This window comes from Enterobacter cloacae complex sp. 385G4, assembly GCF_057320665.1.
Map to the genome: position 1 here is coordinate 392,686 of NZ_JBXWDD010000002.1, position 23,350 is coordinate 416,035.

Sequence of the window (23,350 nt, forward strand, 5' to 3'; positions counted from 1 at the left end):
TAAAGGGATGACGACTCAAAGAGCCCGTATTTTAAAAACCAACAACATCCCTTCGCCACTTAAATAAATTCGGTTAATTTGATTTAAGGCAATGTGATGTTAATCCTTGTTCAAATCAGCGGTAAATAGAGCATAGTTCAAATCTCACAAGGGTGAATGTTCTGCTGTCGTGCCAGGGTTCCTGCCGCTATACTGCTGATAACTTAAAGGAAAAAGTGATCATTTCGCGGGGGATTTATGCTTCTCGAACGTGTGGAAATTGTCGGGTTTCGCGGTATTAACCGCCTGTCGCTGCAGCTGGAGCAGAACAACGTCCTGATCGGCGAGAACGCGTGGGGTAAGTCCAGCCTGCTTGATGCGCTGACGCTGCTGCTTTCACCCGAAGACAAGCTGTATCACTTCGTCCACGATGATTTCTGGTTCCCGCCCGGCGATATCGCGGGCCGCGAGAAGCACCTGCATATCATCCTGACGTTCCGTGAATCCGAACCCGGCCGTCACCGCGTGCGTCGCTTCCGCCCGCTGTCGCCCTGCTGGGTGCCCTGCGACGACGGTTTCCACCGGATTTTCTATCGGCTGGAAGGTGAGATGGCGGAAAACGAGGGGGTACTGACCCTGCGTGAATTCCTCGATGAGAAAGCCAACCCTATTCCGCTGGAGAATATCGACGATCTGGCGCGTCACCTTATCCGCCTGACGCCGGTGTTACGCCTGCGCGATGCGCGCTTTATGCGCCGTATTCGTAACGGCACCGTACCGAATATGCCGGAGGTGGAAGTCACCGCCCGCGAGCTGGATTTCCTGGCGCGAGAGCTGGTGTCGCGTCCGCAAAACCTCACCGATGGTCAAATTCGTCAGGGGCTGTCGGCGATGGTGCAACTGCTGGAGCACTATTTTTCCGAGCAGGGCACCTCGGAGTCGCGCCATCGTTTGATGCGCCGCCGTTCTCATGATGAACAGCGCAGCTGGCGCTATCTCGACATCATCAACCGGATGATCGACCGGCCCGGCGGGCGTACCCATCGGGTGATTTTGCTGGGGCTGTTTTCAACGCTTCTGCAGGCGAAGGGCACCGTGCGTCTTGACCGGGATGCCCGCCCGCTGCTGCTGGTGGAAGATCCGGAAACGCGCCTGCACCCCATCATGCTCTCCGTGGCGTGGCACCTGCTGAATCTGCTGCCGCTCCAGCGGATTACCACCACCAACTCCGGTGAGCTGCTATCGCTGACGCCGGTGGAGCACATCTGCCGTCTGGTTCGCGAGTCCTCCCGCGTATCCGCGTACCGCCTCGGGCCCGGCGGGATGAACGCCGAAGACGGGCGGCGAATCGCGTTTCATATACGCTTTAATCGCGCCTCGTCGCTCTTCGCCCGCTGCTGGCTGCTGGTGGAGGGGGAAACAGAGACCTGGGTCATCAACGAACTGGCGCGCCAGTGCGGCCACCATTTTGATGCAGAAGGTATTAAGGTGATCGAATTTGCCCAGTCGGGATTAAAACCGCTGATAAAATTTGCCCGCCGAATGGGAATTGAATGGCATGTGCTGGTGGACGGCGACGAAGCGGGGAAAAAATATGCCTCAACCGTGCGCAGCCTGCTGAACAACGAGCGAGAAGAAGAACGGGACCATTTAACGATGCTGCCCGCGATGGACATGGAGCATTTTATGTACCGTCAGGGCTTTGACGACGTATTCCACCGCATTGCGATGGTGCCGGTCGACGTCCCGATGAAAATGCGGCGCGTGATCGCCAAAGCTATTCACCGTTCGTCGAAACCGGACTTAGCCATTGAAGTGGCGACGGAAGCGGGAAGGCGGGGCGTAGAGGCGGTTCCGACCCTGCTGCGGAAAATGTTCTCCCGCGTGCTGTGGCTGGCACGCGGAAGGGCGGATTAACGTTCGGTCGCCTGTTTCACCTGCTGAATCAGGCTATCCAGCAGCGCGTAGCGGCGACGGTATTCGGCGCGTTTTTTGCTCGCGATCTCTTCTACGGGTTTACGCGGCATGGCAAGCGGCAGCATAAAGTGGCCGCTCTCCTGTTTTTCCCCACCGAGGGAACTCCAGAAGCCGTCGTAATCGGCCAGCAGTTTTCCCTCTTTTTTCTTGCGGTAGCGCCAGCTGCGGTAAATATGGGTGGCGTTACTGACGGCAACAATCTGCGCGACCGGGAATGCGGCGCCGAATGTCATGGCGGCTTCAACCAGCAGGCGTTTCGGGAACAGACCGTGGCAGGCCTTTGTCGCTTTTTGGATCAGTTCATGAGGAACATGCGCTTTCGCGCCCTGCAAACCGCCGATGAACAGCGTCGATTTTCCTTCAAACTGGCAGAGCGTAAAGGTTAGCTCCGCCAGCACCGTATTCTGAACGTCGCAGAAGGTGAGGGTGGCCTCTCCCTCTTTATCCAGAAACGCATCGGCACACAGGCGGACGGTAAATTGCTGTTCATCTTTCCCGGTTAAGGTCAGCAGCGTAGTCCCCTGCGTCGAAAGATAGCCCTTCAGGAGCGTGGCCGGAAGCTGGCGGCTCATGGCCTGATAGTGCCAGTTCAGGGATTCCAGCGCGTGCTGGCGATTCATCTTCACCGTCAGCCAGGGACGATGCAGCCGACACGGCAGACCGGGCTGCACCTGCAGCATCTGCATCAGACGCGGCTGCTTAGCGAGGTTTGTTAACAGGCGAGAGGTGCTCACGGGCGTCGCCAGAGAACGCAGCATGAACTTACGGCGATAGGCGGGGTTCTGCCATGCAAGGCCGGGCGCGATCTTGCCGAACGCCAGATTTTTGAAGAGCTGCCAGCCGGATGTCGGCTGCGTCAGGTTTGGAAGAGGTGTATCGACGATAGAAGACATGATAAATCCTGAGTCTTTTGGAATACCGCTATTTCAGCAGGGGAAATATCAACGTCTTGTAAACAAATTAAGGTGATTTCGGAGAACAGGGGTTTCGTTAAGGAGTCGTTTAGATAGAATCAACGTTTATTATTGCCAGAACATTTATTTGGAATATTTATGAACCTCAAGGGAAAACGCAGAACGCTGTTTCTGCTGCTGGCGCTGGTGATTGTAGCCGGTGGATTCTGGTTATGGCAGGTGCTTAACGCGCCTGTGCCGCAGTACCAGACGCTGATCGTCCGTCCGGGTGAACTGCAGCAAAATGTCCTTGCGACGGGCAAACTTGATGCGCTGCGCAAAGTTGACGTCGGCGCTCAGGTCAGCGGCCAGCTGAAAACGCTGTCGGTAGAGATTGGCGACAAGGTGAAAAAAGGCCAGCTGCTTGGCGTTATCGATCCCGAGCAGGCTGAGAACCAGATCCGCGAAGTGGAAGCGACGCTGATGGAGCTGCGCGCGCAGCGCGCGCAGGCGCAGGCAGAGCGTAACCTGGCGCAGGTGACGCTGACCCGCCAGCAGGCGCTGGCGAAAACCCAGGCTATCTCGAAACAGGATTTAGACACCGCCGCGACTGAACTGGCGGTGAAACAGGCGCAGATTGGCACGATCGACGCGCAAATCAAGCGTAATCAGGCCTCGCTGGATACGGCGAAAACCAATCTTGATTACACAAAAATCGTCGCGCCGATGGCCGGGGAAGTGACGCAAATTACCACGCTGCAGGGCCAGACGGTGATTGCCGCCCAGCAGGCGCCAAACATTCTGACGCTGGCGGACATGAGCACCATGCTGGTGAAGGCCCAGGTCTCCGAGGCGGACGTGATCCATCTTAAGCCGGGGCAGAATGCCTGGTTTACCGTACTCGGCGATCCGCAGACCCGCTACGAGGGCGTGCTGAAAGACATTCTGCCGACGCCGGAAAAGGTTAACGACGCCATTTTCTACTATGCGCGTTTTGAAGTGCCAAACCCGAAGGGCGTGCTGCGCCTGGACATGACCGCGCAGGTGCACATCCAGCTGACCGGCGTGAAGAACGTGCTGACCGTTCCGCTCTCCGCGCTGGGTGAATCCGCCGGGGACAATCGCTACAAGGTGAAAGTGCTGCGCAACGGTGAAACGCGCGAGCGCGAGGTGGTGATTGGCGCGCGCAACGACACCGACGTGGTGGTGGAGAAAGGGCTGGAAGAGGGCGAGGAGGTTGTTGTCAGCGAAAGCCTGCCCGGAGCCGCTAAATGACCGCGCTGCTTGAGCTGAAGGACATTCGTCGCAGCTATCCGTCGGGCGACGGCCCGGTGGAGGTGCTGAAGGGCATCTCTCTGCGCGTCGAAGCGGGCGAGATGGTGGCGATTGTAGGCGCGTCGGGTTCCGGTAAATCGACGCTGATGAACATTCTCGGCTGTCTGGATAAACCCACCAGCGGTACGTACCGCGTGGCCGGGACGGACGTCTCGACGCTCGACGGCGACGCGCTGGCGAAGCTGCGCCGGGAACACTTTGGCTTTATCTTCCAGCGTTACCACTTGCTCTCTCACCTGAGCGCGGCGCAGAACGTGGAGGTTCCCGCGGTGTATGCGGGCGTTGAGCGGAAGAAACGCCTTGAGCGCGCGAAGGCGCTGTTAACGCGCCTGGGGCTGGCGGAGCGGGTGGAGTACCAGCCGTCGCAGCTGTCCGGCGGCCAGCAGCAGCGCGTGAGTATTGCCCGCGCCCTGATGAACGGCGGGCAGGTGATCCTCGCGGATGAACCGACCGGGGCGCTCGACAGCCACTCCGGCGAAGAGGTGATGGCAATCCTGCACCAGCTGCGCGATCAGGGCCACACGGTGATTATCGTTACCCACGATCCGCAGGTAGCGGCGCAGGCCGAACGCATTATAGAGATCCACGACGGCGAGCTGGTGAGCAACCCGCCGCCGCGTGAGTCCCGCGCGGCGGCACCGAAGGAAGCGCTGCCTGCGTCGACCGGCTGGGCGCAGTTCTCCAGCGGCTTTCGTGAAGCGCTGACCATGGCCTGGCTGGCGATGGCGGCCAACAAAATGCGCACCCTGCTGACCATGCTCGGCATCATTATCGGTATTGCCTCGGTGGTGTCGATTGTGGTGGTGGGCGACGCGGCCAAGCAGCTGGTGCTGGCGGATATCCGCGCCATCGGGACCAACACCATTGACGTTTATCCCGGCAAAGACTTCGGCGACGACGAGCCGCAGTATCAACAGGCGCTCAAGTATGACGATCTGGCGGCGATTCAGAAGCAACCGTGGGTGAACTCCGCCACGCCTGCGGTCTCGCAAAACCTCCGTCTGCGCTACGGCAACATCGACGTGGCGGCCAGCGCCAACGGCGTGAGCGGCGACTACTTCAACGTCTACGGCATGACCTTCAGCGAAGGCGCCACCTTCAACGCCGAGCAGCTGGCGGGGAGGGCGCAGGTGGTGGTGCTGGACGCCAACTCGCGCAGGCAGCTCTTCCCCAATAAAGCGAACGTGGTGGGCGAAGTGATCCTCGTCGGCAACATGCCTGCCACGGTCATTGGCGTGGCGGAAGAGAAGCAGTCGATGTTCGGCAGCAGCAAGATCCTGCGCGTCTGGCTGCCGTATACCACCATCTCCGGGCGGATTATGGGCCAGTCGTGGCTTAACTCCATCACCGTGCGCGTGAAGGAGGGCTACGACAGCGCGCTGGCGGAACAGCAGCTGGAACGGCTGTTAACGTTGCGCCACGGGAAGAAGGATTTCTTCACCTGGAATATGGACGGCCTCTTGAAAACGGCGGAAAAGACAACACGTACTCTTCAGCTGTTCCTGACGCTGGTGGCGGTGATCTCGCTGGTTGTTGGCGGTATCGGGGTGATGAATATCATGCTGGTGTCGGTAACTGAACGCACCCGGGAGATTGGCATCCGCATGGCGGTTGGGGCCAGGGCCAGCGACGTGCTTCAGCAGTTTTTAATTGAAGCGGTGCTGGTATGCCTGGTGGGCGGCGCGATGGGCATTGCGCTCTCGATGATGATTGCCTTTGCGCTCCAGCTCTTTTTACCCGGCTGGGAGATTGGTTTCTCGCCGATGGCGATACTCACCGCGTTTTTGTGTTCCACCTTTACCGGGATTTTGTTTGGCTGGCTGCCTGCGCGCAACGCGGCGCGGCTGGATCCGGTGGACGCGCTGGCTCGGGAATAACCTGAAAATAAAAATGCCAGCCGATCGGGCTGGCATTTTGACTGCGTGATGTACACAATAAAACAGAGAGCTATGCAACCGTTTCTGCTTCAACGGGTACGATTAGGCTTGCATGATTGCCTTTTGGTCCCTGGTGTACATCGAACCGGACGGACTGCCCGGCTTTGAGCGTCCTGTAACCATCCATCTGAATGGTGGAATAGTGAGCGAAGATATCTTCGCCGCCGCCTTCGGGGCAGATGAAGCCAAACCCCTTGGCGTTGTTGAACCACTTAACAGTACCCATTTCCATGCTTCGACATCCTTCGTAAATCTTATAAATTAAGATGGAATGAACCGGTGGTGGAGTGGGGGCTGTTCAAAACCTCGCCATCTCACGCTTGTACAATTTAGATAAACGAAAGACGTCGTCAAGCGTTTGGCGCTGGAGTTGGGACAATAATCAACCAAAGTTTGAAGCAGTTAACGCTATTGCAACAGTTTGTGACAGACATCGCGGATGACAGTAATAGATGATTGTTATCTAACATCTGAGGTAGATTCAAAGTGGTTATGCAAAATGGGTAAGAGCAACGACTGGCTGGATTTTGACCAGCTGGCGGAAGATAAAGTGCGCGACGCGCTAAAACCGCCATCTATGTATAAAGTTATGTTAATGAACGATGATTACACGCCGATGGAATTTGTTATTGACGTGCTACAAAAGTTCTTTTCTTATGATGTAGAACGTGCAACGCAACTGATGCTTACCGTTCATTATCGTGGCAAAGCTATCTGCGGCATTTTTACCGCCGAGGTGGCGGAAACCAAAGTGGCGATGGTGAACGACTATGCGAGGGAGAACGAGCATCCGTTGCTGTGTACGCTGGAAAAGGCCTGATAAGGCATAAAATTGGGGGAGGTGCCTATGCTCAATCAAGAACTGGAACTCAGTTTAAACATGGCTTTCGCCAGAGCGCGTGAGCACCGACATGAGTTTATGACCGTCGAGCATTTACTGCTCGCACTGCTTAGCAACCCATCTGCCCGCGAAGCGCTGGAAGCCTGCTCCGTGGATCTGGTGGCGCTACGTCAGGAACTCGAAGCCTTCATCGAACAAACCACACCGGTGCTGCCAGCCAGTGAAGAGGAGCGCGACACGCAGCCGACGCTCAGCTTCCAGCGCGTGCTGCAGCGAGCGGTATTCCACGTCCAGTCTTCCGGACGTAGCGAAGTGACTGGCGCAAACGTCTTAGTCGCCATCTTCAGCGAGCAGGAGTCACAGGCTGCCTATCTGCTGCGCAAACACGAAGTCAGCCGCCTCGACGTGGTTAACTTTATTTCTCACGGAACGCGCAAAGACGAGCCTAACCAGGCATCGGATTCCAGCAATCAGGTCAATAACAATGAAGAGCAAGCAGGCGGGGAGGATCGTATGGAAAACTTCACCACCAACCTTAATCAGCTTGCTCGCGTTGGCGGCATCGACCCGCTGATTGGCCGCGATAAAGAGCTGGAGCGCGCGATTCAGGTGCTGTGCCGTCGCCGCAAGAACAACCCGCTGCTGGTGGGCGAGTCAGGCGTGGGTAAAACGGCGATTGCCGAAGGTCTTGCCTGGCGCATTGTGCAGGGCGACGTGCCGGAAGTGATTGCCGACTGCACCATCTACTCGCTGGATATTGGCTCGCTGCTGGCGGGCACTAAATACCGCGGTGATTTTGAAAAACGCTTCAAGGCGCTGTTAAAACAGCTGGAGCAGGACACCAACAGCATCCTGTTTATCGATGAGATCCACACCATCATCGGCGCAGGTGCGGCTTCCGGTGGCCAGGTGGATGCTGCAAACCTGATCAAACCGCTGCTTTCAAGCGGCAAGATCCGCGTGATGGGCTCCACGACGTACCAGGAGTTCAGCAACATTTTTGAGAAAGATCGCGCGCTGGCGCGTCGTTTCCAGAAAATCGACGTCACCGAGCCGTCGGTTGACGAAACGGTGCAGATCATCAACGGCCTGAAAACCAAGTACGAAGCGCACCACGACGTGCGTTACACCGCGAAAGCGGTGCGTGCGGCGGTGGAGCTGGCGGTGAAATACATCAACGACCGTCACCTGCCGGATAAGGCGATTGACGTGATTGATGAGGCCGGGGCGCGTGCGCGCCTGATGCCGGCCAGCAAGCGTAAGAAAACCGTTAACGTGGCGGATATCGAGTCCGTGGTCGCCCGCATCGCGCGTATTCCTGAGAAGAGCGTTTCTCAGAGCGATCGCGATACGCTGCGCACCCTCGGCAATCGCCTGAAAATGCTGGTCTTTGGTCAGGATAAAGCCATTGAGGCCTTAACCGAAGCGATCAAGATGGCCCGTGCCGGCCTGGGGCATGACCACAAGCCCGTTGGTTCCTTCCTGTTTGCCGGTCCGACCGGCGTGGGGAAAACCGAGGTGACGGTTCAGCTCTCCAAAGCGCTGGGCATTGAGCTGCTGCGCTTTGATATGTCCGAGTATATGGAGCGTCACACCGTCAGCCGTTTGATTGGTGCACCTCCGGGCTACGTGGGCTTTGACCAGGGCGGCCTGCTCACTGACGCGGTGATCAAGCATCCGCATGCGGTCCTGCTGCTCGATGAAATCGAGAAAGCGCATCCGGACGTGTTCAACATCCTGTTGCAGGTGATGGACAACGGGACGCTGACCGATAACAACGGGCGCAAGGCGGACTTCCGCAACGTGGTGCTGGTGATGACCACTAACGCCGGGGTACGTGAAACCGAGCGCAAATCCATCGGCCTGATCCACCAGGATAACAGCACCGATGCGATGGAGGAGATCAAGAAGATCTTCACGCCGGAGTTCCGTAACCGTCTGGACAACATTATCTGGTTCGATCACCTGTCTACCGAGGTGATCCATCAGGTGGTGGATAAGTTCATCGTCGAGCTGCAGGTTCAGCTGGATCAGAAAGGCGTGTCGCTGGAAGTGAGCCAGGAAGCCCGCAACTGGCTGGCCGAGAAAGGCTACGACCGTGCGATGGGTGCCCGTCCGATGGCGCGCGTGATTCAGGACAACCTGAAGAAACCGCTGGCGAACGAGCTGCTGTTTGGCTCGCTGGTGGACGGCGGCCAGGTGACCGTGGCGCTGGATCAGGCGAAGAACGAGCTGACGTACGATTTCCAGAGTGCGGCGAAGCACAAGCCGGAAGCGGCTCACTGAGTTAAACGTTAAACGTAAAAACCGGGCGAATGCCCGGTTTTTTTATGCCTGCCAGGGTAAAAGCAAAACGACAACAGTGTTGTCGTTTTTAGTGTTTTCTCCCCTCCCTGTGGGCTGAGGAATCCCCAGTAAATTTTTTCCTGAACCGATGAACATTGCTTCAGAGAAATGAATAACTTACAGCGATGTCCTGGTCCGGCTGTAAATCGCTGAGGCGTTTGCCTTCCGCTCGTCCCCGACAAGCCGGAAGGAATAAGCCCAAGGCACCGCGAAGCGGCGATTGAGCCGCCCTGGCACGTTCACAGGTCATGTCATTACAGAGTAGCAAGGAACATAAAGTGAACGGAATGACCACCAGAGCCGTATGTTCCCCCTCACCCCAGCCCTCTCCCTCAAGGGAGAGGGGGTCGTCCGTGCTGGTATTATTTTGTGGGGATCCCTCAGCCCTGTGGGAGAGGGCTGGGGTGAGGCATCAGGCCAAGGTAAAAGCAAAACGGCAACAGGGTTGTCGTTTTTAGTGTTTTCTCCCTCTCCCTGTGGGAGAGGGTTGGGGTGAGGGCATCAGGCCGCAGAGGAATTTTGCGAGGCGCTTTCCAGTTTCTTTCGACGTTAGTTGCTGGATAAATCCACAGTAATAAAATGGCGGCGCACCTGCAAAATCAGGTGCCGGGATTGGCGTCCTGAAAGTGTGCACAAACAATCTTACGTGCATAAAGGATCACATATGACTGATATTAATAATTTCGCCCAACTTTACACCGAACTCTCCCTCAACCCCGATCTCCCCACCCTGGCCGAGCGCTGCAAACTGCTCACCGAAATCCTCCTCGACTGCAAATCACTCCCGCAAACGCAGCCCGTTTGCCGCTGTCTCGGAGCCTACCTGGAAGAGGTAAAAACCGGCCTCACAGAATCAATGCGTGATTTTCAGATAGTGGAATTTGAGAAAGAAGCGGAACAACCGCGACAAAAGGAGTGGCTGCTGGAAGATACAGATACAAAGTGTGATTACTGCCGGGCGTTGAATCATGTGCTGCTGGTGTCGCATTTTGACCGCGATATGCTGCCGCACCTGACGGGATTACTCCATGACATGGCTCATTCTATGGCGGGGGATTTAATCGCTCCTGTACAACCATGGATGACAATACATCTTCCGATGCAACAACACTAACGCCATAAATAAAAAAGGCCGGGATTAACCCGACCTTTTATATATTCATCTGCCATTACAGGCGAAAAAATTAGCGACTACGGAAGACAATGCGGCCTTTGCTCAGGTCGTACGGGGTCAGTTCAACAGTCACTTTGTCGCCCGTCAAAATGCGGATGTAGTTTTTGCGCATTTTACCGGAGATGTGCGCAGTTACCACGTGACCGTTTTCCAGCTCTACGCGAAACATGGTATTAGGCAACGTATCAAGTACGGTACCCTGCATTTCAATATTGTCTTCTTTGGCCATCTAATCCTCTGGGGTATCACTACCAAGTTTTGAACCGGCAAGATAATGCCGAAATTCATCAATTAAGTAAAGAATTGCGCGATTAAAACGCAGCAAAACAGTTTCGGCGCATTGCCCAAGCGTCACGGTACAACCGAACAGGAAGCGCATTCGTAAAGGGGAGACGACAAGATAAACGTCAGGACGTTATCTGAAGCGAGGGTCCCAAACGGCGGCGGGGCAACAGGCAGAAGCTACTCTGCGGCATAATTATAACACCCTCACAAAAAATATGCGGAAAACATTTAAGCATTGGGCATAAAGAGCGTTCTGGGGATCCAGAAGTCGCGCGGGAGCTTCTCCTGACGGCAGGCGTCCAGATGCTCAATATACTGTCGTCGCGGGATGTCAACTGCACCGAGAGAGGCCGTGTGCTCGTTCAGCACCTGACAATCGATCAGGCGTCCGCCGCGCTGGGCAAAGGCCTCGCAGAAGACCAGCAGCGCGGTTTTCGAGGCGTTAACCGCACGGGAGAACATCGATTCGCCGCAAAACAGCGTACCTTGCGCCACACCGTACATGCCGCCAACCAGTTCCCCCTTTTCCCAAACCTCAATGGAGTGGGCGTAGCCAAGCTCATGGAGCTGGTGGTAGGCGTTGACGATATCGCGGGTGATCCACGTCCCTTCATGGCGATCTTCGGCACAGCCTTCGATCACCTGCCCAAAGGCGTGATTCAGCGTGACGCGATATGGGGATTTAGCATGGAAACGCTTCATGCTGCGGCTCAGATGGAACTGCGCTGGCCATAGCACGGCGCGCGGGTCGGGAGACCACCATAAAATCGGGTCGCCGGGAGAAAACCACGGGAAGATGCCACGCTGGTAGGCCATTAATAGCCGCGCAGGGCTAAGGTCACCGCCAAGGGCCAGCAGCCCGTTGGGCTCACGCAGCGCTCCCTCCGGCGAAGGAAACGCGATGTTATGACGAGAAAGCTGGACCAGGCGCATGACAGCAAAACTCCAGTACGCGAGTGAGGACGCTACAAATATAGTCTACAGACGCTGTTTGAACTGGTAGTAGCGACCCTGTTTCGCCAACAGCTCTGCGTGACTACCTTGCTCAATAATGTGTCCGTTGTCCATCACAATTATCCGATCAAAACTTGCCAGCCCGCGCAGGCGGTGCGTCACCATCAGGACGGTTTTTCCTGCCATAACGTTTGCCAGTAAATCAAGGATTTGACTCTCGGTTGTCGCATCAAGCCCTTCTGTAGGTTCGTCGAGCAGCATCAGAGGTGCATCATGCAGCAGCGCACGCGCAATGGCCAGACGGCGCAGCTCTCCGCCGGAAAGCTGACGACCGCCTTCTCCCAGCCAGCTGTTCAGTCCTTCGTCCTCAAGCAGCTTTTGCAGTCCGACCTGCTCCAGTACGGCGCGAAGATCATCGTCCGAAGCCTCTGGCGCGGCCAGCAGCAGATTATCGCGCAGGGTGGCGCTAAACAGATGCACGCGCTGTGGAACAACGCTCACGGTCTTGCGCAGGGCCTGCTCGCTGAAATCAGTCAGCAACGTGTTATTAAAACGAATCTGACCGTGCTGTGGGTCCCAGGCGCGCGTCAGCAGCTGCAGCAGCGTCGACTTACCGCAGCCGGTACGGCCGAGGATCGCAATCCGCTGCCCTGCATTAACGGAAAGATTGATACCCTCCAGCGCGTTCTGCGCCTGTTTGTCATAGGCGAAGGTCACGTTATCAAGCGTCAGCGCCACCTGCTCAGGCACGGTGGTTTGCCCGGCACTGAACGTGACTTCAGGCTCCTGTTCGGCAATCTGAGTGATGCGCAGGGCAGAGGCAATCACCTGTCCAAGATGCTGGAAAGCGCCCGTCACCGGGGCCAGTGCCTCAAATGCGGCCAGCGCGCAGAAAACAAAGAGGGCAATAAGAGGGCCTGGCTGGGTATTACCCCCAATCCCGCCGGATGCCAGCCACAGCATGGCGATCACCGCCACGCCGCCGATTAACACCATCAGCGCCTGCGAGAAGGCCGTCAGTTCCGACTGGCGGCGCTGGGCTTCATGCCAGTTCAGCTCCGTACTTTCCATTCGGGCACGGTAGCGCTTGCTGGCACCAAAAATGGTCAGCTCCGCCTGGCCCTGAAGCCAGGAGGTCAGCTGCTGGCGGTAATCCCCGCGCAGCCGCGTCAGGTTTTCCCCGGTGGATTTCCCGGCGCGATAAAACAGCGGCGGCAGAATGATAAGCGTCAGCAGCATAATTCCACCCAGCGTCAGCGCAACGGGAACATCCAGAACGGATAGCCCCAGCGTAACTACCACAATCACCACAAACGCGCCCACTATCGGGGAGATCACCCTCAGGTAAAGGTGGTCCAGCGTGTCGACATCCGCAACGACACGGTTCAGTAATTCGCCCTGGCGAAAACGCGCCAGCCCGGCAGGGGAGAGGGGAAGCAGTTTGCTGAAGGTGTAAATGCGCAGGTGCTGCAGGACGCGGAACGTCGCGTCGTGGCTGACCAGCCGCTCGAAATAGCGTCCGGCAGTACGGGTAATGGCGGTACCCCGCACGCCTGCCGCCGGCAGCATATAGTTGAAGCTGTATAATCCGGCGAACCCGGCTACGGCGGAGGCCGACAGGAACCAGCCGGAAAGCGTGAGCAGGCCGATGCTGGCAAGCAGCGTTACAATCGCCAGCACGATCCCCAGCGTCAGCATCCACTTGTGGCGTTTATAGAGCGCAAGATAAGGCAGCAGAGCACGCATCAGATGTCCTCCTGACGGTTCGCCAGCAGGGCGGCGAACGGCCCCTGCGCGGCAACAAGCGCGGCGTAATTGCCTTGCTCAACAATATGACCGTTTTCCATCACCCAGATCTCATCCCAGTCAGCAATGCCTTCCAGCTGATGGGTAACCATCAGGGTGGTTTGCTGCAGGGAAGCGGCGCTCAGGGCCGCCATGACGCGCTGCTCGCTGTGTGAATCCAGGCTGGCAGCAGGCTCATCCAGCAGCATCAGCTGGCACGGGTTCAGCAGCGCACGGGCGACGGCCACGCGCTGTGCCTGGCCGACAGACAGCCCGGCAGACTGATCGCCTACCACGGTATCGACACCCTGCGGGAGCAGCGGCAGAAATTCACTGACCCACGCGCGGTCGAGAACGGACTGGAGTTCATCTTCACGAGCATCCGGGCGTGCCAGGAGCACGTTTTCGCGCAGCGTGGAAGCAGGTAGCTGAGGGTTTTGTCCGACCCAACTGAGCTGCTTACGCCAGGCGTCGGGATCGAGATTACGCAGTTCAGTTTTGTTTATCCGCAGCGAACCGGTGTAGGCCATAAAACCGGATAACGCATTCAGTAGCGAACTCTTCCCTGAACCGCTGGTGCCGACCAGCACCACGCGTTTTCCGGCGGGCAGGCTAAAGTCCAGCGGGCCAGCCAACACTTTTCCTTCCGGCGAGAGAATGCAGAAGTCGCTCGCGTCGATGGTTACCGGCTCTTTAGCGTTCAGCGCCACGTCACCGCGCTCCGGGTGCGCCAGCGGCGTCTCCAGGAAGGTTTTCAGGCTGTCGGCCGCGCCAACGGCCTGCGCTTTGGCATGATAGAAGGTCCCCAGGTCGCGAAGCGGCTGGAAAAACTCCGGAGCCAGGATGAGCGCGAGGAAACCTGCAGAGAGGGTCACCGCCGTGCCGTAGTGGCCGAAATCCAGCGCGCCGAGATAGGAGAAACCGAAATAAACCGCCACGAGGGCAATCGACAGCGAGGTAAAGAATTCCAGCACGCCGGACGAGAGGAACGCCAGGCGTAACACTTCCATCGTGCGCTGGCGGAAGTCCTGTGATGCCAGGCGAATGTTCTCGGTTTCCGCTTCACCGCGACCAAAAATACGCAGGGTTTCCATCCCGCGCAGACGATCGAGGAAATGTCCGCTCAGCCGGCCCAGCGCCAGGAAGTTGCGGCGGTTGGCATCAGCCGCACCCATGCCGACCATCGCCATAAACAGCGGGATTAGCGGGGCGGTCCCCAGCAGGATCAGCGCCGCCACCCAGTTAACCGGGAAGATGGCAATAACAATCAACAGCGGCACAAAAACCGCCAGCGCCATCTGCGGAAGATAGCGCGCGTAGTAATCGTGCATATCGTCGATCTGCTCAAGGATCAGCGTCGCCCAGCTTCCGGCCGGTTTACCCTGGATCCACGCGGGCCCGGCTTCCTGCAGGCGGTCGAGCACCTGACGACGGATCTCGTAGCGGATATGCTGTCCGGCGTGGAAGCCGACACGTTCACGCAGCCACACCACCCAGGCGCGCAGGACAAAAACCAGGATCAGAACAATAAAGGGCAGCAGGAGCGCTTCGCGGGGAATGTTCTCCATGATCATGTGATTAAGAATGCGGGCCAGCAGCCATGCCTGGGCAACAATCAACAGACCGCTAACGAACCCCAGAAGACGGGAGATCGTAAGCCAGCGGCGGGAAATAACGCTTTGCTGTTTCAGCCAGCGTGTTAACTCTTGTTGACGGGTTTTTTCCATTGCGTATTTTGCAGGTGACGTTATAAGAAATTAGACATCTGCATGTTACACGCGAGCAAAAATAAAGGCGACCTGTGGCCGCCTTTATTTACGTTTGTTACTGACTTGTAAAGATTATTTACCTTGTTCAGCCAGTCCGTCGAGGTAGCGTTCAGCGTCCAGCGCGGCCATACAGCCGGTGCCCGCAGAGGTGATCGCCTGACGATAAATATGGTCCATCACGTCACCGGCAGCGAACACGCCCGGGATGCTGGTCTGGGTCGCGTTACCGTGAATGCCGGACTGCACTTTGATATAGCCGTTTTCCAGCTCCAGCTGGCCTTCGAAGATCGCGGTGTTCGGGCTGTGGCCGATTGCGACAAACAGGCCCGCCACTTCCAGCGTTTCGACGTTATCGGTGTTCTGGGTATCACGAATGCGCAGACCCGCAACGCCCATCTGATCGCCGGTGACTTCTTCCAGGGTACGGTTGGTGTGCAGAACGATGTTGCCGCTCGCCACTTTATCCATCAGGCGCTTAATAAGGATCTTCTCGGCGCGGAAGGTGTCACGACGGTGGATCAGATGCACCTCAGAGGCAATGTTCGCCAGGTACAGCGCTTCTTCCACCGCGGTGTTACCGCCGCCGATAACCGCGACTTTCTGGTTACGGTAGAAGAAACCGTCGCAGGTCGCACAGGCAGAGACGCCGCGGCCTTTGAACGCTTCTTCAGACGGTAGGCCGAGGTAGCGGGCAGAGGCGCCGGTGGCAATGATTAGCGCATCGCAGGTGTATTCACCGCTGTCACCCGTCAGGCGGAACGGACGGTTCTGCAAATCCACTTTATTAATGTGGTCGAACAGGATTTCGGTTTCGAATTTGGCGGCATGCTCGTGCATGCGTTCCATCAGCAGCGGCCCGGTCAGATCGTTCGGGTCGCCCGGCCAGTTTTCCACTTCCGTGGTGGTGGTCAACTGACCGCCTTTTTCCATGCCGGTGATCAGAACCGGCTGCAGGTTTGCGCGTGCAGCATAGACCGCCGCGGTATATCCCGCAGGTCCAGAACCAAGGATTAACAACTTACTGTGTTTGGTCGTGCCCATGAGATCCCCATTGTTGTTGGCAGGCAATGGGCTGGATTGTAGGGAATTTGTTGCCGTAAAAAAAGAGCACTGGGATTTTGCTTTCGATATATGCAATAGCTGCGCCCGATGAATACAGTGCCGTTACGTCACATTTTCTACTGAAAACCGCTCGTTTATAAAGCAGTAAAATGAGGATTAATACCCCCCCGTAATGAATATCCGGCATCTTGTACTAAAAAACGATGTTTTGCTTTGACAATCCCCTGCGCATTTGCGAAAACATTCAAGGAAGAAAAAAAACCGCGTTAACCGTATGCCGCATAGGCATGCACGTAAATGCCATTTTTACCGTGTCAGTGAAATCTACGCATGGCGTGGACAGACGCCATACGTGATGTCGGTGACAGCCTTCGGGCAGCGGTCTTCTTACCAACAGAACCCGAATCCGCATCGCGTCTAATACATAACCAGGCGATGTGATGACTAACGGGTACAGGCTCTGAACAGTGATGTGCACAGGGTCCAGGCAGGAGTAGGGAAGGAATACAGAGAGACAATAATAATGGTAGATAGCAAGAAGCGCCCTGGCAAAGATCTCGACCGTATCGATCGTAACATTCTTAATGAATTGCAAAAGGATGGGCGTATTTCCAACGTCGAGCTTTCAAAACGTGTGGGACTTTCCCCGACGCCGTGCCTTGAGCGTGTGCGCCGACTGGAAAGACAGGGTTTTATTCAGGGCTATACGGCTCTGCTGAACCCGCATTATCTGGATGCCTCACTTCTGGTATTTGTTGAGATTACTCTGAATCGTGGTGCGCCGGATGTGTTTGAGCAATTTAACGCCGCTGTACAAAAACTTGAAGAAATTCAAGAGTGTCATCTGGTGTCCGGTGATTTCGACTACCTGTTGAAAACCCGTGTGCCTGATATGTCCGCCTACCGTAAGCTGCTGGGGGAAACCCTGCTGCGTCTGCCAGGCGTGAACGACACCCGTACCTATGTGGTGATGGAAGAGGTCAAACAGAGCAATCGTCTGGTTATTAAGACGCGCTAACACGGAACAGGTGCAAAATCAGCGTAGTTTGATTACACTCCTGTTAATCCATACAGCAACAGTGCCGGGGAGCCCCGGCGCTGTTGTCCGTTTTAGCAAACAGGCAGGATATGCCTGATACCTGGAGAGCCTTTCTTGAGCCAGGAATACACTGAAGACAAAGAAGTCACACTATCGAAGCTAAGCAGCGGACGTCGTCTCCTCGAGGCTTTGCTGATCGTTATTGCCCTTTTTGCCGTCTGGCTGATGGCAGCCTTACTCAGTTTCAACCCCTCCGATCCCAGCTGGTCGCAAACCGCGTGGCATGAGCCTATCCATAATTTAGGCGGCGTACCCGGAGCCTGGCTTGCGGACACGCTCTTTTTCATTTTCGGTGTGATGGCCTACACCATTCCCGTCATAATCATTGGCGGATGCTGGTTTGCATGGCGTCATCGTCAGAACGATGATTACATCGACTATTTTGCAGTTTCCCTGCGCCTGATTGGCGCCCTGGCGCTGATCCTCACCTCCTGCGGGCTGGCGGCGATTAATGCCGATGATATCTGGTACTTCGCCTCCGGTGGGGTGATTGGCAGCCTGCTGAGCTCTGCGCTACAGCCGATGCTTCACAGCAGCGGCGGTACGCTGGCGCTGCTCTGCATCTGGGCGGCCGGGCTGACGCTGTTTACCGGCTGGTCATGGGTGAGCATTGCCGAAAAGATCGGCAGCTTTATTCTGACGATACTGACCTTCGCGAGCAACCGTACCCGCCGCGACGATACGTGGGTCGATGAAGAAGAATATGAAAATGAGTACGAAGAGGAAGACGATGCGCCGGTGCAACGTCGTGAATCTCGTCGTGCCCGTATTCTGCGCGGTGCCCTGGCGCGTCGCCAGCGCGTTGCTGAAAAATTTGCCAACCCGCTTGGACGTAAAACCGACGCGGCGCTCTTCTCCGGTAAGCGTATGGATGAAGACGAGCAGGTGGAGTACCGCGCAGCGGGTAGTGCAGTCGATCCTGATGATGTGCTTTTCTCCGGCAACCGTGCGATGCCGGGTGATTTCGATGAATACGATCCGCTGCTTAACGGCCATACCGTTACCGCGCCGGTTGCCGCGGCCGCAGCCGCAACGACAGCATCACAGGCGTATGCCGCGCCTGTCGAAGCCGTGATGCCATCCGCGCCGGTTCCGCCTCCGGAATCCGCTATTCAGCAGCCTCAGGTTGCCTGGCAGACCGCGCCGGGTGTCCACACGCCGGAGCCTGTTATCGCGCCGGAACCAGAGAGCTATATCCCCGTGCAGCAGGAGCAGTGGCAGCAGCCTTATCAGCCGCCGCAACCTGAGTATGAACAGCCGCACTATGAGCAGCCTGTGGCCCAGCCTTATCAGGAGTACGTGCCTGAACCGGTTGAACCTGTGCAGCCTTATGTCGAGCCTCAGCCTGAACCTGAGGTGGTGGAAGAGGTGAAACCGTCTCGTCCGCCAATGTACTATTTTGAAGAAGTTGAAGAACGCCGTGCTCGTGAGCGCGAACAGCTGGCGGCATGGTATCAGCCTGTGCCTGAACTGGTGCAGGAACCTGCTCCAAAAGCCCCGTCGGTTTCGGTTCCACCGGTCGACCCGACGCCTGCTGTTGCCCCCGTAGCGGAAAGCGTGAAGCAGGCTACCGCAGCCGCAGCGGCGGCGGCACCTGTCTTTAGCCTGGCAACGGGCGGTGCGCCGCGTCCGCAGGTGAAAGAGGGAATTGGTCCGCAACTGCCTCGCCCTAACCGCGTCCGCGTTCCAACCCGTCGTGAGCTTGCCTCCTATGGGATCAAGCTGCCTTCCCAGCGGATGGCCGAAGAGAAAGCGCGTGGGACGGACTACGAAGATGATGCTGATGAAATGCAGCAGGACGAGCTGGCGCGCCAGTTCGCCGCGCAGCAGAATCAGCGCTACGGCGAAGACTATCAGCATGATGAACCGATGCTGGAAGACGAAGATGACGCGGCTGAAGCTGAATTAGCGCGTCAGTTTGCGGCAACCCAGCAGCAGCGTTACTCAGGTGAACAGCCAGCGGGTGCGAACCCGTTCTCATTATCGGATTTCGAGTTTTCGCCGATGAAAGATCTGGTGGATGATGGCCCGAGCGAACCTCTGTTCACCCCAAGCGTGATGCCTGAAGCAGAGCCTGTGCGTCAGCCGCCAGCGCCGCAGGCACAGACTTACGCGCAGCCGCAGCAACCTGTTCAGCAGCCGTATGCGCAACCGCAGCAGCCACAACAGCAGCCGCCGCAGTACCAGCAGCCAGCACCGCAGCCGCAGGAGAGCCTGATTCACCCGCTGCTGATGCGTAACGGTGATAGCCGTCCGCTGCAGCGTCCGAGCACGCCGCTGCCGTCGCTGGATTTGTTGACGCCGCCACCGGCTGAAGTCGAGCCGGTTGATACGTTTGCCCTGGAGCAGATGGCCCGTCTGGTGGAAGCCCGTCTGGCAGACTTCCGCATCAAGGCGGACGTGGTGAACTACTCGCCGGGTCCGGTGATCACCCGTTTCGAGCTGAACCTGGCGCCGGGCGTCAAAGCCGCGCGTATTTCTAACCTCTCCCGCGACCTGGCGCGTTCTCTGTCGACCGTGGCGGTACGTGTGGTGGAAGTGATTCCGGGTAAACCGTACGTTGGCCTTGAGCTGCCGAACAAGAAACGTCAGACCGTTTACCTGCGTGAAGTGCTGGATAACACCAAGTTCCGCGATAACCCATCTCCGCTGACCGTGGTGTTGGGTAAAGATATCGCCGGCGACCCGGTAGTGGCAGACCTCGCGAAAATGCCTCACCTGCTGGTAGCGGGTACCACCGGTTCCGGTAAATCGGTCGGCGTGAACGCCATGATCCTGAGCATGCTCTACAAAGCGCAGCCTGAAGACGTGCGTTTCATCATGATCGACCCGAAAATGCTCGAACTGTCGGTCTATGAAGGCATTCCGCACCTGCTGACGGAAGTGGTCACCGACATGAAGGACGCCGCCAACGCCCTGCGCTGGAGCGTCAATGAAATGGAGCGTCGCTACAAGCTGATGTCGGCGCTGGGCGTGCGTAACCTGGCCGGTTATAACGAGAAGATCGCCGAGGCGGCGCGCATGGGCCGTCCAATCCCGGATCCTTACTGGAAACCGGGTGACAGCATGGATGCTCAGCATCCTGTGCTGGAGAAACTGCCTTATATCGTCGTGCTGGTGGATGAATTCGCTGACCTGATGATGACCGTCGGGAAGAAAGTGGAAGAGCTGATCGCGCGTCTGGCACAGAAAGCGCGTGCGGCAGGTATTCACCTGGTGCTGGCGACCCAGCGTCCGTCCGTGGACGTTATCACCGGTCTGATTAAGGCGAATATACCGACCCGTATTGCGTTTACCGTTTCGAGCAAAATCGACTCCCGTACCATTCTTGACCAGGGCGGCGCTGAGTCGCTGCTGGGAATGGGTGACATGCTGTACTCCGGCCCGAACTCCACCTCTCCGGTGCGCGTACACGGCGCGTTTGTTCGCGACCAGGAAGTACACGCCGTGGTGCAGGACTGGAAGGCGCGCGGACGTCCGCAGTACGTTGACGGCATTACCTCCGACAGCGAAAGCGAAGGCGGCGGTGGTGGCTTTGACGGCGGCGAAGAGCTGGATCCGTTATTCGACCAGGCGGTTAATTTCGTTACTGAAAAACGCAAAGCGTCCATCTCTGGCGTGCAGCGTCAGTTCCGCATCGGCTATAACCGCGCGGCGCGCATCATCGAGCAGATGGAAGCGCAGGGCATTGTGAGCGAGCAGGGGCACAACGGTAACCGTGAGGTGCTGGCTCCGCCGCCGTTTGATTAACCTTCAGCGATTGCAAAGAAGGGTAAATCAGCAAAAATTAAGCATATTCTTCTGTCGCCTGCCTTCGGGCAGGTCCAGAATAGAAACGGAAACCCCATTTTCGGGAAGACGTATTTTAAGGAATAACAATGAAAAAAATCGCCATCGCCTGTGCATTACTCACCAGTTTTGTAGCCAGCAGCGTCTGGGCTGATGCAGCCAGCGACCTTAAAAGCCGACTGGATAAAGTAAGCAGCTTCCACGCCAGCTTCACGCAAAAAGTGACGGACGGCAGCGGCAACGCGGTGCAGGAAGGACAGGGTGATTTGTGGGTGAAACGCCCCAATCTGTTTAACTGGCATATGACCCAGCCGGATGAGAGCATCCTTGTTTCTGACGGTAAAACCCTGTGGTTCTTCAACCCGTTTGTTGAGCAGGCCACTGCGACCTGGCTGAAAGACGCGACCAGCAATACGCCGTTTATGCTGATCGCCCGCAACCAGACCAGCGACTGGCAGCAGTACAACATTAAACAGAACGGTGATGAATTTGTCCTGACGCCGAAAGGCAGCAACGGCAATCTGAAGCAGTTCACCATCAACGTAAGCACCAACGGTACCATTAATCAGTTCGGCGCGGTTGAGCAGGACGATCAGCGTAGCAGCTACCAGCTTAAGTCTCAGCAAAACGGCGCCGTTGACGCATCGAAATTCACCTTTACCCCGCCGCAGGGCGTAACGGTGGACGACCAACGCAATAAGTAAGAGGCGTGAGTGAGCAACCTGTCGCTCGATTTTTCAGATAATGCGTTTCAACCTCTGGCCGCCCGTATGCGGCCAGAAAATTTAGCGCAGTACATCGGTCAGCAGCATCTGCTGGCTGCGGGGAAACCCTTGCCGCGCGCTATTGAGGCGGGGCATCTGCACTCCATGATCCTCTGGGGGCCGCCCGGCACCGGAAAAACCACGCTCGCTGAAGTGATCGCCCGCTATGCCAACGCGGACGTTGAGCGTATCTCGGCGGTAACGTCTGGCGTGAAGGAGATCCGCGAGGCGATCGAGCGCGCGCGTCAGAACCGCAATGCCGGACGCCGCACCATTCTCTTTGTCGATGAAGTCCACCGCTTCAACAAGAGCCAGCAGGATGCTTTCCTGCCGCACATTGAAGACGGGACGATCTTCTTCATCGGCGCCACCACGGAAAATCCATCGTTTGAACTCAACTCGGCGCTGCTGTCCCGCGCCCGCGTCTACCTGCTTAAATCCCTGACCACGGAAGATATCGAAAAGGTTCTGACGCAGGCAATGGACGACAAATCGCGCGGCTACGGCGGGCAGGATATCGTTCTGCCTGACGACACGCGACGTGCGATTGCGGAGCTGGTCAACGGCGATGCGCGCCGCGCGCTGAACACGCTCGAAATGATGGCTGATATGGCCGAAGTGGACGATGCGGGCAAGCGCGTATTGAAGCCTGAACTGCTCACCGAAATTGCCGGCGAGCGCAGCGCGCGTTTCGATAATAAAGGCGACCGTTTCTACGACCTGATCTCGGCGCTGCATAAGTCCGTACGCGGCAGCGCGCCGGATGCGGCGCTCTACTGGTACGCACGTATCATTACCGCAGGTGGCGATCCGCTATACGTTGCGCGCCGCTGTCTGGCGATTGCGTCAGAAGATGTTGGCAATGCTGATCCACGCGCCATGCAGGTTGCGCTTTCAGCCTGGGACTGCTTCACCCGCGTAGGCCCGGCGGAAGGCGAACGCGCCATTGCGCAGGCGATTGTCTATCTGGCCTGCGCGCCGAAAAGCAATGCGGTCTATACCGCGTTCAAAGCGGCGATGTCGGATGCGCGCGAGCGCCCGGACTATGATGTGCCGGTTCATCTGCGCAATGCGCCAACCAAACTGATGAAAGAGATGGGTTACGGGCAGGAGTATCGCTACGCCCATGATGAGCCTAACGCCTACGCTGCCGGGGAGGAATATTTCCCGCAGGAGATGGCACAAACGCGCTATTATCATCCCACAAACAGAGGTCTTGAAGGCAAGATTGGTGAAAAGCTCACCTGGCTCGCCGGACAGGATCAAAATAGCCCTATAAAACGCTACCGTTAGTTCAATCGTTGCGGTAATGTTGGCAATTGTATCCTTGTGACCGCAGGCTGTGGTCACATTTCCTATTT

At 57.1% G+C, this 23,350-nt stretch carries 17 protein-coding genes; 10 read left to right on the plus strand and 7 right to left on the minus strand.

Translation table 11 applies throughout. The annotated features are described in order from the left end of the window. Nucleotides 1–237 precede the first annotated feature (237 nt). Complete coding sequence (locus AC2FAJ_RS09745; protein WP_485454089.1) at nt 238–1,896, plus strand: ATP-dependent endonuclease; 1,659 nt, start codon at nt 238–240, stop codon at nt 1,894–1,896. Here AC2FAJ_RS09745 and AC2FAJ_RS09750 read toward each other — a convergent pair. Then, the gene (locus AC2FAJ_RS09750) at nt 1,893–2,849 is read right to left on the minus strand and encodes a VirK/YbjX family protein (protein ID WP_485454090.1); all 957 of its coding nucleotides are present in this window, start codon (nt 2,847–2,849) and stop codon (nt 1,893–1,895) included. The genes AC2FAJ_RS09745 and AC2FAJ_RS09750 overlap by 4 nt on opposite strands. A 159-nt stretch (nt 2,850–3,008) precedes the next feature. Between AC2FAJ_RS09750 and macA the strand changes: the two genes are divergently transcribed. Continuing rightward, the gene (macA, locus tag AC2FAJ_RS09755; RefSeq protein WP_041910641.1) at nt 3,009–4,124 is read left to right on the plus strand and encodes a macrolide transporter subunit MacA; all 1,116 of its coding nucleotides are present in this window, start codon (nt 3,009–3,011) and stop codon (nt 4,122–4,124) included. Beyond that, nucleotides 4,121–6,061: a macrolide ABC transporter ATP-binding protein/permease MacB gene (gene macB, locus AC2FAJ_RS09760; protein ID WP_199886394.1), complete on the plus strand. Its 1,941-nt coding sequence runs from the start codon at nt 4,121–4,123 to the stop codon at nt 6,059–6,061. The genes macA and macB overlap by 4 nt, the downstream gene beginning before the upstream one ends. 70 nt (nt 6,062–6,131) lie before the next feature. Here macB and cspD read toward each other — a convergent pair whose 3' ends face one another. Next, the gene (gene cspD / locus AC2FAJ_RS09765) at nt 6,132–6,353 is read right to left on the minus strand and encodes a cold shock-like protein CspD (RefSeq protein ID WP_006809408.1); all 222 of its coding nucleotides are present in this window, start codon (nt 6,351–6,353) and stop codon (nt 6,132–6,134) included. A 267-nt stretch (nt 6,354–6,620) separates the two neighbouring features. On the opposite strand from cspD, the gene clpS reads away from it, so the two are divergent. The 3 genes from clpS to AC2FAJ_RS09780 all read left to right on the plus strand — a co-directional run bounded on the left by clpS (nt 6,621) and on the right by AC2FAJ_RS09780 (nt 10,422). Beyond that, a complete protein-coding gene (gene clpS, locus AC2FAJ_RS09770) occupies nt 6,621–6,941 on the plus strand; it encodes an ATP-dependent Clp protease adapter ClpS (protein ID WP_368541382.1) in 321 nt (106 codons plus the stop codon). A gap of 27 nt (nt 6,942–6,968) precedes the next feature. Then, the gene (gene clpA, locus AC2FAJ_RS09775) at nt 6,969–9,248 is read left to right on the plus strand and encodes an ATP-dependent Clp protease ATP-binding subunit ClpA (RefSeq protein ID WP_028012550.1); all 2,280 of its coding nucleotides are present in this window, start codon (nt 6,969–6,971) and stop codon (nt 9,246–9,248) included. 724 nt (nt 9,249–9,972) lie between these two features. Continuing rightward, nucleotides 9,973–10,422 carry a hypothetical protein gene (locus AC2FAJ_RS09780; protein WP_045630016.1) on the plus strand — a complete coding sequence of 150 codons (450 nt, stop codon included), beginning with the start codon at nt 9,973–9,975 and terminating at the stop codon, nt 10,420–10,422. Between the two features lie 70 nt (nt 10,423–10,492). On the opposite strand, the gene infA is transcribed toward AC2FAJ_RS09780, so the two are convergent. The 5 genes from infA to trxB form a co-directional block, all read right to left on the minus strand. Then, the gene (gene infA / locus AC2FAJ_RS09785; RefSeq protein ID WP_002211347.1) at nt 10,493–10,711 is read right to left on the minus strand and encodes a translation initiation factor IF-1; all 219 of its coding nucleotides are present in this window, start codon (nt 10,709–10,711) and stop codon (nt 10,493–10,495) included. 284 nt (nt 10,712–10,995) lie between these two features. Then, on the minus strand, nt 10,996–11,700 hold the full coding sequence (gene aat, locus AC2FAJ_RS09790; RefSeq protein WP_041910636.1) for a leucyl/phenylalanyl-tRNA--protein transferase: 705 nt from the start codon (nt 11,698–11,700) through the stop codon (nt 10,996–10,998). Nucleotides 11,701–11,745: 45 nt separating this feature from the next. Beyond that, nucleotides 11,746–13,467: a heme ABC transporter ATP-binding protein/permease CydC gene (gene cydC, locus AC2FAJ_RS09795; protein WP_047362713.1), complete on the minus strand. Its 1,722-nt coding sequence runs from the start codon at nt 13,465–13,467 to the stop codon at nt 11,746–11,748. After that, complete coding sequence (gene cydD, locus AC2FAJ_RS09800; protein WP_222566900.1) at nt 13,467–15,233, minus strand: heme ABC transporter permease/ATP-binding protein CydD; 1,767 nt, start codon at nt 15,231–15,233, stop codon at nt 13,467–13,469. Before cydD ends, cydC begins: the two co-directional genes overlap by 1 nt. A gap of 114 nt (nt 15,234–15,347) precedes the next feature. Then, complete coding sequence (trxB, locus tag AC2FAJ_RS09805) at nt 15,348–16,316, minus strand: thioredoxin-disulfide reductase (protein WP_028012555.1); 969 nt, start codon at nt 16,314–16,316, stop codon at nt 15,348–15,350. A 544-nt stretch (nt 16,317–16,860) separates the two neighbouring features. Between trxB and lrp the strand changes: the two genes are divergently transcribed. The 4 genes from lrp (at nt 16,861) to rarA (ending at nt 23,282) form a co-directional block, all read left to right on the plus strand. Further along, entirely contained in the window at nt 16,861–17,355 is a 495-nt protein-coding gene (gene lrp, locus AC2FAJ_RS09810; protein WP_000228469.1) for a leucine-responsive transcriptional regulator Lrp, read from the plus strand. Nucleotides 17,356–17,490: 135 nt separating this feature from the next. Next, nucleotides 17,491–21,186 (plus strand): DNA translocase FtsK 4TM domain-containing protein, encoded by a 3,696-nt coding sequence (locus tag AC2FAJ_RS09815; protein WP_309258124.1) that lies wholly within the window; start codon nt 17,491–17,493, stop codon nt 21,184–21,186. A gap of 128 nt (nt 21,187–21,314) precedes the next feature. Next, the gene (lolA, locus tag AC2FAJ_RS09820; RefSeq protein ID WP_028012557.1) at nt 21,315–21,929 is read left to right on the plus strand and encodes an outer membrane lipoprotein periplasmic chaperone LolA; all 615 of its coding nucleotides are present in this window, start codon (nt 21,315–21,317) and stop codon (nt 21,927–21,929) included. 9 nt (nt 21,930–21,938) lie between these two features. Continuing rightward, nucleotides 21,939–23,282 carry a replication-associated recombination protein RarA gene (gene rarA / locus AC2FAJ_RS09825; protein ID WP_045630019.1) on the plus strand — a complete coding sequence of 448 codons (1,344 nt, stop codon included), beginning with the start codon at nt 21,939–21,941 and terminating at the stop codon, nt 23,280–23,282. Nucleotides 23,283–23,350: the final 68 nt, after the last annotated feature.